Source organism: Streptomyces sp. Inha503 (assembly GCF_047215865.1).
GTDB lineage: Bacteria > Actinomycetota > Actinomycetes > Streptomycetales > Streptomycetaceae > Streptomyces > Streptomyces lycopersici.
Map to the genome: position 1 here is coordinate 11,666,670 of NZ_CP178360.1, position 16,695 is coordinate 11,683,364.

5 protein-coding genes are annotated in these 16,695 nt (G+C 71.6%); 4 read left to right on the forward strand and 1 reads right to left on the reverse strand.

All coding sequences use genetic code 11. From position 1 onward, the window contains the following. The first annotated feature begins 3 nt into the window (after positions 1–3). Genes ACJX2R_RS48075 through ACJX2R_RS48090 form a run of 4 tightly spaced genes read left to right on the forward strand, consistent with a single transcriptional unit; the run spans position 4 to position 15,555 of the window. Positions 4–1,059, forward strand: a complete 1,056-nt coding sequence (locus tag ACJX2R_RS48075; protein ID WP_413105297.1) for an iron-siderophore ABC transporter substrate-binding protein — start codon at positions 4–6, stop codon at positions 1,057–1,059. Then, positions 1,056–2,849: an ABC transporter ATP-binding protein gene (locus ACJX2R_RS48080; RefSeq protein ID WP_413105298.1), complete on the forward strand. Its 1,794-nt coding sequence runs from the start codon at positions 1,056–1,058 to the stop codon at positions 2,847–2,849. Before ACJX2R_RS48075 ends, ACJX2R_RS48080 begins: the two co-directional genes overlap by 4 nt. A gap of 54 nt (positions 2,850–2,903) precedes the next feature. Next, positions 2,904–13,868, forward strand: a complete 10,965-nt coding sequence (locus ACJX2R_RS48085; protein WP_413105299.1) for an amino acid adenylation domain-containing protein — start codon at positions 2,904–2,906, stop codon at positions 13,866–13,868. Further along, the gene (locus ACJX2R_RS48090) at positions 13,855–15,555 is read left to right on the forward strand and encodes an ABC transporter transmembrane domain-containing protein (protein WP_413105300.1); all 1,701 of its coding nucleotides are present in this window, start codon (positions 13,855–13,857) and stop codon (positions 15,553–15,555) included. The genes ACJX2R_RS48085 and ACJX2R_RS48090 overlap by 14 nt, the downstream gene beginning before the upstream one ends. 9 nt (positions 15,556–15,564) lie before the next feature. Here the strand turns inward: ACJX2R_RS48090 and ACJX2R_RS48095 are convergent, their stop codons facing one another. After that, positions 15,565–16,671, reverse strand: a complete 1,107-nt coding sequence (locus ACJX2R_RS48095) for an alpha/beta hydrolase-fold protein (protein ID WP_413105301.1) — start codon at positions 16,669–16,671, stop codon at positions 15,565–15,567. Positions 16,672–16,695: the final 24 nt, after the last annotated feature.

The window sequence follows — 16,695 nt, forward strand, 5'->3', positions numbered from 1 at the left end:
CGGATGCTTCTCCATCGAACGACGCGTATGGCGCCATGGCGGCGGTTGGCGGCGGCGCTGTCCGCGGCGGCCCTCGGCGTCGGCCTCCTCGCGGGATGTGGTTCCGACTCGGCGGACGAAGCGAGTGACGACGCCCCGGCCGCCGCCTCCGGCGCGTTCCCGGTCACCGTGGAGCACGCGTTCGGATCCACGAAGATCACCAAGGCCCCCCGGCGGGTCGTCTCCGTCGGTTACACGGACGACCAGGCCATGCTGGCGCTTGGTGTCAGACCGGTCGGCATGGTCGACCAGTACCCGAACCCGGCGGGCAAGGAGCCGGACATCAACACCCAGTGGCCCTGGGTGAAGGACAAGTGGGGCGACACCCGGCCCGAGGTCGTCATGAAGAACGGCGACTCCGGCCCCAACTACGAGAAGATCGCCGCCCTGCGGCCGGACCTGATCGTCGCGGTCTACTCCGAGATCGACAAGGCCGCCTACGACAAGCTCTCCCAGATCGCCCCGACCGTCGGCCGCACCAAGGGCGAGAAGGAGCCGTTCAGCGCCCCCTGGCAGGACAACGCCGTGCAGATCGCCAAGGCGCTGGGCAAGGAGGACGAGGGCGCCAAGCTGGTGGAGGGCATCCAGGACAAGCTCGACGCGGCCAAGAAGGCGCATCCGGAGTTCGCGGACCAGACCGCCGTCGTGCTGTCCTGGTACAAGAACTCGGTGGCGCCGTTCACCTCCACCGATGTGCGCGGACGGCTGGTGACGGGCATCGGCTTCAGCTACCAGACCAAGATCGACAAGGCCGCGGGCGGGAAGTTCTTCACCGTCCTTTCCCCCGAGCGCGTCGACCTGGTCGACGTCGACCGCGTCTTCGTCGTCAACGACAAGGCGGACCAACGGGCGCTGAAGAAATTCCAGCTGTTCACCAACCTGGACGCCGTGAAGAAGGGCAAGGTGTCGTATCTGCTGGACAGCGAGGGCCCGGCCGTCGGCGCGGCCATCTCCCAGGGCACCCTGCTGTCCCTGCCGTACGCGATCGACGAACTCGTCAAGTCGGCCGGCCGGGGGTGAGCGCCACCGACGCGCGTGTCACCCCGGCCCCGACAACCCTGCGCACGGCCACCGGACGCGTGGCCACCCGATGGGTCACGGCACACTGCCGCCAGGTTCCCTGGCTGACGGCCGCCACCGTGCTCACCACGGTGGCCGGGGCGGCGCTCCAGGTGCTCCCGGTGCTGCTGCTCGGCAGGGTGGTCGACGGGGTGGCCGAGGGTGAACCGCGCTCGGCCCTGGTCACCATCGGGGTGCTGATGGGAGCCGCCGCGCTGCTCGGCGCGGCGGCCACCGCGGTGTCGACCTATCTCATCGGGCGGCTCGGCGCGGATCTGCTCGCGACACTGCGGGAAGGCGCCGTCCGTGCGGTGCTGGGGATGCCGAGCGCGCGGATCGAGCAGGTCGGCCGGGGCGACGTGCTGTCCCGGGTCGGTGACGATGTGGCCGTGCTGTCCAAGGGCATCCGCACCGCCGTCCCCACCGTGTTCTCGGCGGGAGTGCTGGTCCTCATCGCGACGGCCGGCATGTTCGGACTGGACTGGCGGCTCGGCCTGGCGGGCGCCGGCGCGCTGCCCGCGTACGCGCTGGCCCTGCGCTGGTACCTGCCCCGGTCCGCCCCGCTCTACCAGAAGCAGCGGGCGGCCCAGGCCGACCGCGCACAGGCGCTGATCAGCGGCCTCAACGGGATCGACACGGTCCGGGCGTACCGCCTCGAGGGCGCCTTCCGCGAGCAGGTCACCAGCGAGTCATGGCGAGTGCGGAATCTCGGTATCGAGGTGTTCCGGTTCTTCGGCCGGTTCGTCGGCAGGGAGAACCGCGCCGAGTTCATCGGGCTGATCCTGATCATCGTGGTGGGGTACGCCCTGCTGGAGGCCGATGCCGCCAGCCTGGGCGAGGTGTCGTCGGCCCCGCTGATGTTCCACCGGCTGTTCACCCCGCTGGGCTCCATCATGTTCACCTTCGACGAGGCACAGAAGTCGGGCGCGAGCCTGACCCGGCTGGTCGGGGTGGTCGGGGAGGCCGGGCAGGAGCGGCTGGTGGGCGACGCGGCCGTCGCACCGGTGGACGCCGTTCCGTACCCGGTGACGGTGAAGGGGCTGACGTTCCGCTACCCCGACGCCGAGGAGCCGGTCCTCCGGGACGTCAGCCTGACGATCCCGGCGGGCGGCTCGCTCGCGCTGGTGGGGGCGACGGGCGCGGGCAAGACGACCCTCGCCGCGCTGATCGCGGGCATCGGGACCCCGCAGGCCGGGTCGGTGCGCATCGGGCCGACTGACCTCGCCGGTCTGGACGAGGCCGGGGCGCGGGCCATGGTGAGCATCCTGACGCAGGACACGCATGTGTTCTCCGGCCCGCTCGCCGACGACCTGCGGCTGGCCGCGCCGGAGGCGACCGACGCCGAGCTGATGGACGCGTTGCGCACGGTCGGCGCCGACGGGTGGGTCGACGCGTTGCCCGACGGGCTGAACACCATGGTCGGCGAGGGCGGAGAGCGGCTGGACGTCACCAAGGTCGCCCAGATCGCCCTGGCCCGGCTGGTGCTGGCCCGGTCGCCGGTGGTGGTGCTCGACGAGTCGACCGCGGAGGCGGGCAGCGAGGGCGCCGCCGAGCTGGAACGGGCCGTGCTGGCCGCGTGCTCGGGCCGGACCACGTTGTTCGTGGCGCACCGGCTGACCCAGGCGATGGCGGCGGACCGGATCGCCGTACTGGATACCGGACGCGTGGTGGAGCAGGGAACCCACGAGGAGCTGGTGGCCCTGGGCGGCCGGTACGCGCGACTGTGGCGGGCCTGGCGGGAAGGCAGTTAGCCACCTCTGGTTCAGATGAGCTTTTCATGACGCGGAAGGGATGCTGAGTCTTCGATGGTGGAACCGAGCGCTCGTCGCGTACTGCTTTCTCCCACACGTGTCGCCGACGTACGCCGGCGGATCGGTGACTTCTCCGACCGGACCATCGCCGAAGCGTGCGCCATCGGGCTGTCGTACTGGGCGACGGGCCGGAGCCCCGACGGTATCGACCTCACCCCCGGCACACTGTTCGCCGACATCCTCGGATGGGTCGACAACGGCGGTACGGCGCCCGGCGGTTGGGAAATCGGCGCGGACGAGCGGAGCATCGTCCTCCCGGAAGGCGTCGGGCCGGCCGATGCGCAGCTCGCGCTGGACGACCTGGCCGACTTCCCGGACCGGCCCATCGGCACCATCGGCCCGGCCGACGTGGCGGCGAGGCTCGAGGCCCTGGCCCGGTGGAACGACACCGAGGCCGACCGGATCCGCCCGACCATCGTGGAGATGTTCCATGAGCAGGCGCGGACCAGGCCGGACGCCGTCGCCATCGTCGACGAGCGCCGGTCGCTGACCTACCGTGAGGCGTCCGGGCTGGCCGGCCAGCTGGCCCACCACCTCATCGCCCGAGGACTGGGCCCCGAACAGGTCGTCGGCATCTCACTGCCTCGCTCGGCCGACATGGTGATCGGGCTGCTCGCCGTACTCCAGGCGGGGTGCGCGTTCGTGCCCCTCGATCCGAAGTGGCCGGCCGCGCGCCGGGCCGTCGTCATCGATGACGCCAAGGTCGTGGTGCAACTCAACGACTCGGGCGAACGCGATCCGGCCGAACCGGACGCCGTGGCCGTCGACCTCGGCGACTGGCGCTTCGGTTCCCACCCCACCGAGGGCACCGTGGTCACCGTCCCCGGCGACGCCCTGGCATACGTGATCTTCACGTCCGGTTCGACCGGACGGCCCAAGGGCGCGATGATCCGGCACGCGGCGATCAGCGAACGCCTGCTGTGGCAGCGTAACGAGATCCTGGGCTTCGGCCACGACGACGCATCGCTGTTCAAGGCGCCGTTGTCCTTCGACATCTCCATCAACGAGATCTTCCTGCCACTGGTGTCCGGCGCCAGGCTGGTGATCCTGCGGCCCGGCGGCGAACGCGATCCCCACCACCTGCTGAGCGTGATCGCCGAACAGCGCGTCACCTTCACATACCTGGTGTCGTCCATGCTGGACGTGCTGCTGGAGATCGCGGGCGACTCCGGGAGGCTGGACAGCCTGCGGCATGTGTGGTGCGGCGGCGAGGTGCTGACCCCGGAGCTGTACGAGAGGTTCCGCACCAAGCTCGATATCCCCATGTACCACGGCTACGGCCCGGCCGAGACGACGATCGGTGTCTCGCACGTCATCTACCGAGGGGCGGCGGAACGGCTGTCGACGTCGATCGGCAAGGCCAACCCCAACACCCAGCTGTACGTGCTGGACGACGAACTGCGCCCGGTCCCGGTCGGGGTCGGCGGCGAACTCTACGTGGGCGGGTTCCTGCTGGGACGCGGATACGTGGGCGCGCCCGGCCTGACGGCGTCCCGGTTCGTGGCGAACCCCTTCGCCGCGGACGGGTCCCGGCTGTACCGGACCGGTGACCTCGCGCGGTACACCCCGGACGGATCCCTGGACTTCCTCGGCCGGGCCGACAACCAGATCAAGATCCGTGGTATGCGGCTGGAGATCGAGGACGTCGAGGCCGGTCTCGCGGAGCACCCCGGAGTACGGCACACCTGCGTCGTCGCGAAGAAGAACGCGACCGGCGGCACCTACCTGGTGGGGTACGTGATCCCGGCCACCGGCAGCGAGGAGCTGCGGGCGGACGAGGTCAAGGCGTGGGCCACCGAGCACATGGTGGAGTACATGGTGCCCACCCATGTCGTCGTGATGACGGAGTTCCCGCTCACCGCGAACGGCAAGCTCGACCGGGGCGCGTTGCCCGAGCCCGCGGTCCCGACGGGCTCGCTCCTACAGCCCACCACCGAGGACGAGCACGCGGTGTGCGCGGCCGTCGCGGCGGTGCTGCGGCTCGACGAGGTCGGTGTCGACCAGGACTTCTTCCAACTCGGCGGAGACAGCATCCTGGCGATCTCCCTGCTGAGCGCACTGCGCGACGCGGGGCTCCATGTCACGGCAGGGCAGATCTTCACCCACAGCGGTGTCGGGGCCCTGGCAGCGGTGGCGAGCCGCGAAGACCTCTCCACCGTGGACCACCGCGATATCGCGACCGGCTTCGTCGTGGGATCGCCCATCGTGCGGTGGCTCGGCGACACCACGGACGCGATCCATGGCTTCGCACAGTCGGTGGTGCTGAACACCCCGGCGGACCTGACCGCCGACGCGCTCGACGAGATCCTCACCGCCCTGCTCCAGCGGCACGACATGCTGCGCGCCAAGCTGGTGCGCGGCGACCGCTGGAGCTTCGACATCCCGGAGGCGGACCGGACCGCCCCGGGGTGGCAGGAGAGCGACCGGCCGCTCGACGAGTGCGTGGCGCTCGCCACCGAAGGGCTGGACCCGGCGGACGGTGTGATGCTGCGTGCGGTCTGGCGCCGCGAGGCGCGGCAGCTGGTCCTCAGCGCCCATCACGTGGTGATCGACGGAGTGTCCTGGCGGATCCTGATGGACGACCTGGCCACCGCATGGCGGCAGCTCGCCTCGGGCGCGCCGATCGAGTTGCCCCCGGTGGGCACGTCGTTCAGGCGCTGGACGCAGTTGCTGGAGCGCGCGGCGTTCGACGCGGACGGCTCCTCCTACCGGCGTCCGCTGCCGGGGGAGGACCAGCCGCTGGGCAGGCGTCCGCTCGCCACGGCCGACACCGTGGCGACGGAGCGGCTGAAGACCATCTCGGTCGGCCCCGAGGTCACGGCCGCGCTGCTGGGCGGGACACCCGCGAAGTTCCACGCGGGTGTCAACGACGTACTGCTGACCGGACTCGCCGTCGCCCTCGCCCGGTGGCGCCGCGACCTGGGGCAGGAGCAGACGTTCGCGCACATCGAACTGGAGGGCCACGGCCGCGAAGGACGCTTCGTGGCGGACGCCGCCGGATTCGAACCGGAACTGTCCCGGACCGTGGGCTGGTTCACCACCCTGTTCCCGGTGACCGTGGATCCCGGCGCGGCGGCCGACTTCACCGCCCCCGAGTACCTGACCGCCGCGCTGAAGGCGGTCAAGGAAGACCTCGCCCGGGTACCGGACAACGGCGTCTCGTACGGCGCCCTGCGGTACCTGGCCCACGTCGAGTTCGACACCCCCGCACCACAGGTGCTCTTCAACTACCTGGGCCGCTTCGCCGCGGGAGCCACCGACGACTGGCAACTCGCGGTCACTACAGCCCAGTTGGGCGAGAAACGCGATCCGAGGATGCGGCTACCGCGCCCCCTGGAGTTCAACGCGATCGCCGAACCCGCCGCCACCGGCGAGTACGAACTGGTCACCACCATCTCCTGGCCCGACGGCATGTTCACCGACGAGGACATCGCGACCCTCGGCGGGTACTTCCGGACGGCCCTGGCCGGGCTGGCCTCGCTCGACCGGGGCGGCCACTCTCCCAGTGACTTCCCACTCGTGCCCCTTGCGCAGGCCGACGTCGACGCCCTGGACGGCCCGGCCCTGCGCGACATCCTGCCGCTGACCCCGTTGCAGGAGGGCCTGTACTTCCACTCCGTCTTCGACGACGACTCGGCCGGCGCCTACGTCGAACAGCAGCTGCTGACCCTGGACGGCGAGGTGGACGCCGACCGGCTCGCGGCGGCGGCCACCCGGGTGCTCAGCGTGTACCCGAACCTGGCCGCACGGTTCGTGGCCCTCGCCGACGGCCGTGTGGTCTCCATCCTGGAGAGCGGTGTGGAAGCGCCCTTCAGTACGGTGGACCGCCTCGGCGTCACCGACGAGGAGGTCCGCGACCTGGCCGAGCGGGACCGGCGAGCCGGGTTCGACCTGGCCGACGGTCCGCTGATGCGGTACACGCTCATCCGCGGGGGCCCCGGTCGTAACGTCCTGGTGCAGACCGTGCACCACATCGTCGCCGACGGCTGGTCGGTGCCGCCCATGCTCCGGGCGCTGCTGGCCGAGTACCACGCGCCGGGCACCGTGTACCCGAGCCCCGGCTTCTCCGAATATGTGCGCCGGCTCGCCGGCCGTGACGACGAGGAGAGCGACCGCGTATGGCGCGAACAGCTCGCCGGGCTGCCCGGCCCTTCGCTGGTCGCCGAGGGCCACACCCCGTCCGACCGGTTCGCCGACACCGCCGTGGAGCCGGCGGACGACATCGACGCGGCCGTCCGGGCGGCCGGTGTGCCGCTGAGCGTGGCCGTGCACGGCGCCTGGGCGGTGACCCTGGGCTCCATCCTGCACGGCAGGGACGTGGTGTTCGGCTCCACGGTGTCCGGGCGTGACGCCGAGTTGCCCGGCATCGAGGACATGGTGGGACTGTTCATCAACACGATCCCCGTGCGGGCCCGTTGGTCCCGTACCACCACCGCGCGTGATCTGCTCGCCTCGGTACGGGAACACCAGAGCGCGGTGCTGCCGCACCAGCATGTCTCGCTGGCCGGGATCGGCCGCCAGGCCGGTGTGGGCTCCCTGTTCGACACCCTGGTGGTGTTCGACGTGGCGACCGACGTGGACGCCCTGCGGCGGCCCGGCGACACACTGGTCATCACCGACATCGTCAACGAGGGCGCCCCGCACTACCCGCTGACGCTGGTGGTGGAGCGCGCACTGGACGGCCGTCCGCGCTTCAACCTGATCTACGACGGCGAACTGCTGCGGGAGTCGATCGCCCAGGCGATCCTGCGCACGTTCGCCCACACGTTCACCCGCCTGCTCACCCGGCCGGACACCCTCGTCGACGACCTGGCGTCCGAGGGCGACCGGCGTCCCGAGCGGATCACCCCCACGACCCTGGGAGCACTGTTCGACGCCGCCGCGCACCGCGACCCGGCCGCCACCGCCGTGACCCAGTGCGCCCTCGACGGCGGCACCCGGTCACTGACCTACGGCGAACTGGCCGATGCGAAGGACGAGTTGGCCCTGGTCCTGCGTGCCGCCGGTGTCCGGCCCGGCAAGCGGGTCGCCATCGCCGTCCCACGCTCCGTCGAGCAGGTGGTCGCCCTGGTCGCGACCGTCACCGCGGGTGGGGCGTACGTACCGCTGGACCCGGCGTACCCGGACGAACGACTGGAGTACATCCTCGCCGACGCCGCCCCGCAGGTCGTACTCGTGGACCGTGAGCAGCGGGACCGCTTCACGGAACTGCTGGCTCGGGCGGGCGTATCGGCCAGTGTGCTCGTGCGGGGGGACGAGCCGCCGGTGGGGGACGCCGCCGAGCCCGAGGTGAGTTGGCACGACCCCGCGTATGTCATCTACACGTCCGGGTCGACCGGCCGGCCCAAGGGTGTCGTCGTCCCGCACTCCAGCGTGGTGACGCTGCTCGCGAACACCCGGCCGGACATGGACTTCGGACCCCACGACGTATGGGTCCAGTTCCACTCCTTCTCCTTCGACTTCGCGGTCTGGGAGCTGTGGGGCGCGCTGGCGCACGGTGGTGAGCTGCTGGTGCCGGAGTACGGGCTGACCCGCTCGCCGGTCGACTTCCACCGGCTGGTCCGCGAGCGCGGGGTGACCGTGCTCAACCAGACCCCGTCGGCGTTCTACCAGTTCATCGAGGCCGACCGGCAGGCCGGCGAGCCGCTGCCCGCGCTGCGCCGGATCATCTTCGGCGGCGAGGCGCTGGACCTCGGTCGGCTGCGCGGCTGGATCGAGCGGCACGGCACCGGCTCACCCGAGCTGGTCAACATGTACGGAATCACCGAGACCACCGTCCATGTCACCCACCGGGTACTGACCGACGAGGACTTCGGCGACGGTGACGACGTGAGCCCGATCGGCGGCCCGATTCCCGGCCTGGCCATCCATCTGCTGGACGACCACCTCCGGCCGGTGCCGCCGGGCCGGGTGGGCGCCATCTACGTCGCCGGCGACCAGGTGTCGCTCGGCTACCTGGGCAGGCCGGGGCTGACCGCGGGCCGTTTCGTGGCGAACCCGTTCGCGGGCGACGGCTCCCGCATGTACCACACGGGCGACCTCGCCATCCGCACCCTCGACGGTGGGCTGGAGTTCACCGGACGCTCCGACGATCAGATCCAACTCAAGGGATTCCGCATCGAGTTGGGCGAGGTGGAAGGCGCGGTCAGGGAGCTCGACGGCGTGGTCGACGTGGCCGTCACGGTGGCCGAGAGCGGGGACCACCTGGTCGCGCACATCGTGGGCCAGGTGCCGGGTGACTTCGTCGAGTCGCTGTCCACGAAGCTGCCCGGGCACATGGTGCCGGGGCGGATTCTGCCGGTCGAGGCATTGCCGTTGACCGTCAACGGCAAGCTCGACCGGAGAGCGTTGACAGGGAGCGCCGGGACAGGGCCTTCTCCGTCTGACCGTGCGTCGTGGCCGGGCGCGCGGTTCCCCGCGCCCCTGAGGGGCGCACCCGCGGCCGAAGACGCCGCGCTCGACGCGCTGGTCCGTATCTTCGCCGAGACACTGCCAGGCGCCGCCGCCGACGCCGACACCGACTTCTTCCGCGCCGGAGGCGACAGCATCGTCGCCATCACCGTGATCAACCGGGCCAGGGCGCTCGGCCTCGCGATCGTGCCACGGGACGTGTTCCTGTTCAGGACCCCGCGTGCGCTCGCCGAGCACCTGGAAACGCGCACACCGCGGGCCGCCCCCGCGCCCGCCCGCCGCGAGGACGGCCCGCTGACGCCGACGCCGATCATCCTGCGCCAGCGGGAACTGGGCGGCTCACTCGCCCGGTTCGCCCAGGCCAGAACGCTGGTGGCCCCGGAGGGTACCGGATTCGCCGAGGTCGAGCGCGCCGCGAACGCCGTCGTGGCCGCGCACCCGGTCCTCCGGCTGCGGCTGCGCGTCGAGCAGGGCGTGTGGGCCCTGCGCACCGAGCCCGCCCGTCGGGCGACGGTGGTACGGGCGAACACGGCCGACGCGACGGCCGTGGCGAACGAGGCCGCCGGACGGCTCGATCCCGAGTCCGGGGACGTGGCCGCGTTCTCGTGGCTGGAGGCGAGCCGGACCCTGGTGGTCACCGTGCACCACCTCGCCGTCGACTCGGTTTCCTGGCTGGTCCTGCTGGACGACCTGGCCACCGCCCTGCGCGGGGAGACCCTGCCGCCGCCGACCACGTCGTACGCCGAGTACGCCGAAGCGCTGACCCTCCAAGCCACCCATGCCATCGGCGACCTCGGGCACTGGGTCACCACCCTCCAGGCGCCCGAACTGCTCCCGACAGTCGGGGGCTCGCGCGAGACCACCGTCGTGCTCGCCCCCGACGTGAGCGACCGTGTGACGCGCACCGCGCCCTCGGCACTCGGCGTCGGTCTCACCGAGCTGCTGTGCGGCGCGCTGCGCACCGCGCTGACCCGCGTCCAGCCATCGCCCACCGATCTCGCGATCGAGCTGGAGCGGCACGGCCGGGTCCCGGCGCTGGACCACCACGACTACTCACGCACGGTCGGCTGGTTCACCTCCATCGCGCCCGTACGGCTCACGGCGCACATCGACCCCGTCGCGGCGGCGTACGAGGTGGCCGCGCGCCAGCCGGACGAGCGGGCACACGTCGCCTACGGCCAGCTCAGGTACCTCACCCCGCAGACGGCCCCGCTGTTCACCGCACGCCCCCAGGTGCTGTTCAACTACCTCGGCCGGGGCGGCGAGTCCCAGGCACCGCGCCTCACCGGCGGCGATCAGAGCAGCCCGTACGCCGTGGAGGTCAACGCCTGGACCGACGCGGCCACCGGAAGTCTGCACGCGGACTTCACCCTCGCCGAGGGCATCCCGGACGAGATCACCGAACACTGGCGGCGCGCGCTGGAACACATCGCGGACGCCTCCGCCACGGCCGAGCGCACGGCACCGGTCACCCCGCTCCAGCGGGGCCTGTTCTTCCAGGCCCAGATGGCGGGCCCGGCCGGACACTATGTCGCGCAGAGCTGGTTCACCTTCGACCGCCGCCTGGACACCGACGCGCTGGCCGAGGCGATGGCGTATGTGATCGCCCGATATCCGGTCGTGGGCGCCGGATTCGCCACCGACGACGACGGAAACCCGGTCCAGGTCCTGAGGGCGGGCCGACGGGTCGATGTCCGCACGGTCGTACTCGCCACGGACGAGGAAGTCGAAGCCCTGCGCACCCGGGACCGCGACACCGGATTCGACCCGGGGGAGCCGCCGCTGATCCGGCTGACCGTGGTGCGGCTGCCCGACGACCGCGACGGGCTGCTGCTCAGCTACCACCTGCTGCTGTGGGACGGCTGGTCCCGTGAGATCGTGCTGCGGGACCTGTTCGACGCCTACCAGGCCGTCCTCGCGGGCGAGCTGCCCGCCGCGGTCCCCGCCACGCCCAGCTTCGAGGACCACGCCCGGGCGCTCGACGCCAGGGACTCCGCCGCATCGGAGCGCTTCTGGGCGGAGCACCTGGCCGGGCTCCCCGGCCCGACGCTGCTCGCCGGACCGGCGCCCTCCCTCTCGGACGGCCTGCCGCGCGCGCTCGTGCACACGCTGTCCGCCGAGCGGTCGGAGTCGCTGAGGGAGGCGGCCAAAGTGCACGGCGTCACGCTGAACTCGGTGCTGACCGGCGCGTTCGGCCTGCTGCTGGGCGCCCATACGGGCCGCGGCGACGCCGTGTTCGGCGTGACCGTCTCCGGCCGGGAGGGCGAGGGCCTGAACGGCATCGTCGGCGTACTGCTCAACACCGTGCCCATGTGGACGCGGGCCCGGCCGGACGCCACGGTCGGCGCGTATCTGTCGGCCGTACAGGCGGCCAGGGTCGAGGCGATGGTCCACGAGCACCTGGGACTCGGCGAGATCCAGCGGGCCAGTGGGCACGACACCCTCTTCGACAACCTGTTCGTGCTCCAGAACTTCCTGGACATGGACGCGTTCGCCGAGATGAACGCCCGGCACGGCATCACCTCGGTGGCAGCCGATGACTCCACCCACTACCCCTTCACCTGGGTCGTCACGCCCGGCGACCGGCTCACGGTCAAGCTGGAGTACCGCGACGAGGACACCGACAACGCCCGCCGTCTCCTCGACGACTACCTGCGTGTGCTCGAAGACCTGGTCCGGTCGACCGGGCCGGTCGGCGCGCTGCGGGGGTTGGGACCGGAGCCCGTGCGGGGGGAGCGGACGGACATCGGCACGGACACCGTGGTCGACCGGTTCGACCGGGCGGCGGACCGTGACCCGCGGCGGGTGGCGCTCGTCGCCCATGGCGCGACGATGACGTTCGCCGAGCTGCGGGACCGCAGCCGCGCGGTGGCCGGTGTGCTCGCCGGGCGCGGCATCGGCCCCGAGACGACCGTGGGCCTCGCGGTCCCGCGCTCGCTCGACTCGATCGTGGCGCTGTTCGCCGTGCTGCGCGTCGGCGCCGCGTACGTTCCGCTGGAGCTGGACCACCCGGACGAGCGGATCGCCGCGATCGTCGCGGACGCCCGCCCGGATGTGATCCTCACCGTGAGCGCGGTGTCGCCCCGGCTCACCGGCGACCTGATCGAGCTGGACCGGCCACTCCCCGAGGCCGAGCCGTTCGTGACCTTCGCGCCGGACGATCCGGACCGGCTGCGGCACCCCGCGTACACCATCTACACCTCCGGGTCGACCGGGAAGCCCAAGGGCGTGGTGACCGAGTACGCGGGGCTCACCAACATGCTGATCAACCATCAGCGCCGGATCTTCGAACCGGTGCTGGCCGACCACGGCCACCGGGTCTTCCGGATCGCGCACACCGTGTCATTCGCCTTCGACATGTCGTGGGAGGAGCTGCTGTGGCTCGCCGACGGCCATGAGGTGCACATCTGCGACGAGGAGCTGCGCCGGGACGCGCCCCGGCTGGTCGAGTACTGCCTCGAGCACGGCATCGACGTCATCAACGTGACCCCGACCTACGCGCAGCAGTTGGTGGCCGAGGGCCTGCTCGACAACCCGGAACGGCGGCCGGCGCTGGTGCTGCTGGGCGGCGAGGCCGTCACCCCGGCGCTGTGGCGGCGGCTGGCCGAGACCGAGGGGACGGTCGGCTACAACCTCTACGGACCCACCGAGTACACCATCAACACCCTCGGCGTCGGCACCTTCGAATGCCAGGATCCGGTGGTGGGCGTGGCGATCGACAACACCGATGTGTACGTACTGGATCCATGGCTGCGGCCACTGCCGGACGGAGTCCCCGGCGAGCTGTACGTCTCGGGCATCGGCATCGCGCGCGGCTATCTCGGGCAGCCCGCCCAGACCGCGCACCGCTTCGTGGCGTGCCCCTTCGGCGCACCCGGCGAGCGCATGTACCGCACCGGGGACCTGGTGGCCCGTCGACCCGACGGCAACCTGATGTACCTGGGCCGCACCGACCAGCAGGTCAAGATCCGGGGACACCGGGTCGAACTGGGCGAGGTCGAGGCCGTGTTCGCGGCACACCCCGCGGTCCGGTTCGTCGCCGCGGTCGCCCAGCCCGATCCGCAGGTCGACGGCGCCTACCGGCTGGCCGCCTATCTGGTGCTGGAGGGCGCGGAGCTGGCGACGGTGGCCACCGAAGTGGGCGCCGGGCTGCCGGACTTCCTGCGCCCGACGCACTATGCCCAGGTCGACAGCGTCCCGCTGACGGTGAACGGGAAGGCCGACACCAAGGCGCTGCCGGAGGCCAAGCCGCTGGGCGCGCTGACCACGGCGGGGGAGCGGGGGCCCGCGACGGCGACCGAGACCGTGGTGTGCGAGTTCTTCGCCGAGGCACTGGACCTGGACGACGACGAGGTGAGCGCGGTGAGCGACTTCGTGTCCCTGGGAGGCCACTCCATGCTGGCGGTGCGGCTGATCGGGCTGCTCCGCCGCGAGTACGGTCCGGTGATCACCATCCGAGACCTGTTCACCCTGCGCACCCCGGAAGCGATGGCCCGCCACCTCGATGCCCGTCACAACGATGCCCGAGTCCTCGATGACAACTCCTGACACGCGGCGGCCCCGGCCGGGGTCCGACATCCTCCGGACCGCACTGCGCCGCAACATCGGTGCCATGGCCTGCGGCACCGTCCTCATGGGCCTGTACCAGGCGGGTGAGACGACCTTCCCCATCGCGCTCGGCCTGATCGTCGAGCACACGATGCGCCACCGGAGCCTCGGCGCGCTGGGCCTGTCGATCGCCGCGTTGGCGGTGATCATCACGACGGTGTCGCTGTCGTGGCGGTTCGGGATGCGCGTCCTCCAGAAGGCCAACACGACGGAGGCACACCGCTGGCGGGTGAAGGTCGCGGCCTGTGGCCTTCAGCCGGTGGCCAGGGACGTGGACCTCAAGTCCGGCGAGGTGCTGACCATCGCCACCGAGGACGCCGACCAGACCGCCGACATCATCGAGGTGGTGCCGCTGCTGATCAGCTCGCTGGTCGCGGTGCTGGTCGCGGCGGTCGCCCTCGGCCTGGCCGATGTGCGGCTCGGCCTGCTGGTGATCGTGGGAACCGTCGCGATCCTGTCGATCCTGAGCGTGCTGTCCAAGCGGATCGGCTCCAGCACCCGCGAACAGCAGGCCCGGGTGGCGCGGGCGGGCGCGAAGGTCGCCGACCTGATCACCGGGCTGCGCCCGCTGCACGGCTTCGGCGGCAACCACGCGGCGTTCCGGTCCTACCGTGAGGTCAGCGCGGAGGCGAAGCACCAGGCCATCACGGTCGCCAAGGTCAACGGCGTCTACGCGGGCACCGCGCTGGCGCTCAACGCGGTCCTCGCCGCCGCCGTGACCCTCACCGCGGGCTCGCTGGCGTGGAGCGGCCGGATCAACATCGGCGAACTCGTCATGGCGGTGGGGCTGGCGCAGTTCATCATGGAACCGCTCAAGCTGTTCTCGGAGATGCCGAAGTACGTGATGATGGCGCGCGCCTCGGCCGAGCGGATGGCGCTGGTGCTGGCCGCGCCGCCGGTGACGGCTTCGGGGGCGGAGCACCCGGCCGCGGGCGGAGACCTCGACATCGACTGCCTCCGCTACGGCTCCCTGCGCGAGCTGAAGTTCCGGGTGAGCGCCGGCGAGTTCGTGGCGATCGCCGCCTACCAGCCGCGCGCGGCGGCCGACCTGGCGTCGGTCCTGGCCGTCACCGTCCCGCCCGACGCGTACGAGGGAGCGGTGCGGGTGAGCGGGCACGAGCTCAGGGACCTGTCGGTCGAGGCGGTCCGCGCGCACATGCTGGTGAACCCGTACGACGGGGAGATCTTCGCGGGCACCCTCCGTACGAACATCGACCCGTTGGGCACCAGCCGTATGGTCCCCGAGGCCATCGAGGCGTCCATGCTGACCGACGTGGTCGCCCTCCACCGTGAAGGACTCGACTACGGTGTCCGCGACCGCGGTGCGAACCTCTCCGGGGGCCAGCGGCAGCGGCTGTCCCTGGCCCGCGCCCTCGCCGCCGACACCGATGTCCTCGTCCTGCACAACCCTACGACGGCCGTCGACGCGGTCACCGAGCAGCTCATCGCGCGCAATGTCGCGAAGCTGCGCCGGGGCCGGACCACCATCGTGATCACCAGCAGCCCGGCCCTCCTGGACGCCGCCGACCGTGTCCTCGCGCTGGACGACGGCGTCATCACCGCCGAGGACACCCATCGCAACCTCCTCGCCACGGACGAGGACTACTGCGCGGCGGTGGCGAGGTGAGCCGGACGGTCAGCCGAGTGCCCAGGCGACATCCCTGAGCAGGGCGTGCCGCCAGCCCGCCCGGTCGTGGCCCGACGCCGACCGCGAGACCCGTACGGTCGCGCCGGTTCGTGTCGCCAGGGTCTCGGTCAGCTCGCAGTGGGGGAGCATCCGGGTCTCGTGCTCCCCCACGTCGAACGCGACTCGCAGACCGGACAGGTCGGGACGCTCGCGCAGGCGCGTGGCGAGGGTGCCGCCGACCGGGCCGCCCAAGGGGTCCGGCAGGTCCATGGCGTCGGGTGTCCACCAGAAGGACCCCGACTGGCAGGCGACGCGGGACACCAGGTCCGGGAACTCCAGTGCCGCGTACACCGCGCTCAGTCCGCCCATGCTCTGCCCGGCGACCACCAGTTGGTCCACATCGGCGGGCACGCCGGATTCCGCCACCAGCGGCAGCAGCTCGTCCCGGATCGCCTCCCACAGAGCGGGTCGGCAGCCGAACTCGGTCTCCCTGTCCTTGCTCGGCAGGAAGACGATCGTGACGGCGGGCATCTCGCCACTGGCGACGGCCGAGTCGAACGCGGTCATGGCCGGGTGCAGGTACAGCCAGTCGTCCCCATCGAGCAGCAGTACCACGGGTCCGCCACCGCCCGCCGGGTGGACCCGCACGGTCCGCCGCCCGCCGAGCCGTTCGCTGCTCCAGCGGATCCGGGTGCGCGGGAGCGGCAGTACGGCGTCGGTACCGGCGCCGATGACGGGCCAGTGCGGCTGGGCCGGGGCGTCCGGGGTCGCGGCGATGGATCGGTCACCACCGGCGCCGACCGGGTTGAACGGGTCGGCGTGCGCGGCGTCACCCACGAGGAATTGATAGGTCACCCGCAACCGCTCGGGCATGCGCACCTCGGCGTACCAGCAGTCCGTATCACCCCACCTGCGCAGGGGGACCGGCTCGGACCAGCTCTCGAAGCCGATGCCGGCAGCGGAGCCGCGCCACAGGAACAGGGTCACCCAGCCACCGCCGTCGGCGGGCACCGACGCGGGTGACCTCGCCGCCGCCCAGAACTCGTCGGTGCCGGGTGCGCCGGGCAGCCCGAACCCGACGAAGGCGTTCTCCCCATCGGCCGCGCCCAGGCGCATGAACGTCTCCTTGTGAGAGGGAAG

Coding starts and splice junctions, on each gene's coding strand:
- ACJX2R_RS48075 (WP_413105297.1), top strand. CDS start 4: ATGCTTCTCCATCGAACGACGCGTATGGCGCCATGGCGGCGGTTGGCG.
- ACJX2R_RS48090 (WP_413105300.1), top strand. CDS start 13,855: ATGACAACTCCTGACACGCGGCGGCCCCGGCCGGGGTCCGACATCCTC.
- ACJX2R_RS48095 (WP_413105301.1), bottom strand. CDS start 16,671: ATGCGCCTGGGCGCGGCCGATGGGGAGAACGCCTTCGTCGGGTTCGGG.
- ACJX2R_RS48085 (WP_413105299.1), top strand. CDS start 2,904: ATGGTGGAACCGAGCGCTCGTCGCGTACTGCTTTCTCCCACACGTGTC.